The organism is uncultured Thiodictyon sp., from assembly GCA_903837595.1.
In the GTDB taxonomy this organism is placed as follows: domain Bacteria; phylum Pseudomonadota; class Gammaproteobacteria; order Chromatiales; family Chromatiaceae; genus Thiodictyon.
This window is the reverse complement of sequence record CAILVI010000363.1, coordinates 1-2047: the sequence shown is the minus strand read 5'-3', so window position 1 is coordinate 2047 and position 2047 is coordinate 1. Positions and strand designations below refer to the sequence as shown.

General features: G+C 67.6%; 1 protein-coding gene and 1 pseudogene. Both read left to right on the top strand.

Annotated features, from left to right (window positions below; translation table 11 throughout):
• Positions 1-1621: conjugative transfer system coupling protein TraD (gene traD / locus QZY44_RS20930; protein WP_295451331.1), on the top strand; the 1621-nt coding region annotated here is incomplete at its 5' end.
• Positions 1614-2047: pseudogene (locus QZY44_RS20925) on the top strand (hypothetical protein); the annotation flags it as partial. The gene traD and the pseudogene QZY44_RS20925, both read left to right, overlap by 8 nt.

Below are 2047 nucleotides of genomic sequence, written 5' to 3'. Positions count from 1 at the left end.
GAGCTTCGGGCAGATGGCCCTGAGCAACGTGGTGCAGGGGCTGATCGCGGTCGATGAGCGACCGAGCCTGGTCAGTCTGCGCCATTACCTGGAAGGCGGTGCCGAGGCCCTGGTCGAGCGGGCGTTGCGGCGGCACTTTGCCGCGTGTCGGCCCGACTGGGAGACGGAAGCGGCAACGCAGCTCACCCGTGCCCGCGATGCCACTGCTCGGGTCAAGGCGCTGGTGCGCTATTACCGCGAGCGGGTGAGTAGCGAACACCCCTCGACCGTGCTGGACGGGCTGCTCGGTCTCTACGAACACGAGCAGGTCCATTTCTCCAAGATGGTCGCGAGCCTGATGCCGATCCTGAACATGCTCACGTCCGGGGACCTTCAGGGCCTGCTGTCACCGGAGGCGGGCGAGGTCGATGATCCGCGGCGCCTGACCAACCTGGCCGCGGTCATCAAGGCGGGCGAGGTGCTCTATGTCGGCCTGGATTCATTGTCAGACACCATGGTCGGGTCGGCCATCGGCTCCATCCTCATTGCCGACCTGGCCGCGGTTGCCGGTGATCGCTACAACCACCAGGGGCGCCCGAGTCCGGTGAACGTGTTCATCGACGAGTCGGCCGAAGTGGTGAACGATCCCTTCATCCAACTACTGAACAAAGGCCGTGGCGCCGGCCTGCGCCTGGTGATCGCCGCCCAGACCTTTGCCGACTTCGCCGCCCGCACCGGCAGCGAGGCCAAGGCCCGGCAGGTGCTCGGCAACATCAACAACCTGGTGGCGTTGCGCGTGCTCGATGCCGAGACCCAGGAATACGTGGCCGAAAGCCTGCCCAAGACCCGCGTGGTCAGCATCATGCGCTCGCATGGCAGTACCACCGACGCCAGCAACCCGGTGCTCTACACCGGCAACACCGGTGAGCGCGTGGTCGAGGAGGAGGTCGAACTGTTCAGCCCGGCGTGGCTTGGGCAGCTGCCGAACTTCGAGTACATCGCCAAGCTTTCGGGGGGGCGGATCGTCAAGGGTCGGCTGCCGATCCTGGGTGCGCTGCGCGGTCCAACTGAGGTGGTCGTCACGACGCCGGCCACTGAGGCAGGTGGCGACCCGCGACCCAAGGCGCCGCCTTCCGGACCGCAAGGGCCATCAGCTGCCGGCGAGTCTGCCGCGGACAGCCATGCGCCTGAGACGGACCCAATCGAAGCACAGACGACAAAGCACACACTGGAAAATGACATGGGAAAACGCTATCTGAACGCGGCCCTGAAACGCTCCCAACGCGACGCCCTGACGCAAGTCGAGATCGACTGGCCCGACAGCCGCGGGTTACTCGAACGCCTCGCGCTGGGGCTCTGGGCGGGTTACCCCACCGATGAGGCCCGCTACGCCCGCCTGCAGGCCATCGCCGTGGCCGCGATCAACGCCCACAAGGTCGCGAAGAAGGCCGGGGTGCCCGACCGCGAGCGCTTTGCGGCCTTCTTCGAGGCGATCATGGGGGCGCTGGCCGCGCCCGAGCATCCGGTCCTGGCACAGGCCATGACGGTCAACCAACGGCGCATCCTGGGCCGTCGGCTACGCGCCGTCCTGCCGGCGCCTGACCGGAACCTTGAACCTGCACCTGGTGCCCAGGATGCTTGACGACTCGCACGAGGGCAGCGACGGCAAGGGCATCTGGCTCTGGACCCTCGCCGCGGGCCTGCTGCTCTTCGTCATGGAGTTCATCCTGTTCGCCGCCCTGGTGCCGACCGACTGGGCGCGCCAGGTCAGCGTGCGGGAACTCAAGTCCCTGGTGGACGCCGTGGGACCCGAGCAGGCCGACATCATCCTCGACCGCGCGGTGCGCTGGTATCGGGCCTGTTGCGTGCGCACCGGCCTGGAGGCGTGGAGCTACCACGTCCTGGTCCCCGATCACCGGATGGCGGGGGCGGGGCTGGAAAAGTTGGCGGACAGCCCGGTCTGGCCCTGGCTCGCCGGCCGGGTGCATGTCGTGTGGTGGGCACTCGGGCAGGCCTGCCAGCGCCTGGCGGTCCTGCTCTTCTGGTGGCCGTTCAGCCTGATCCTGTG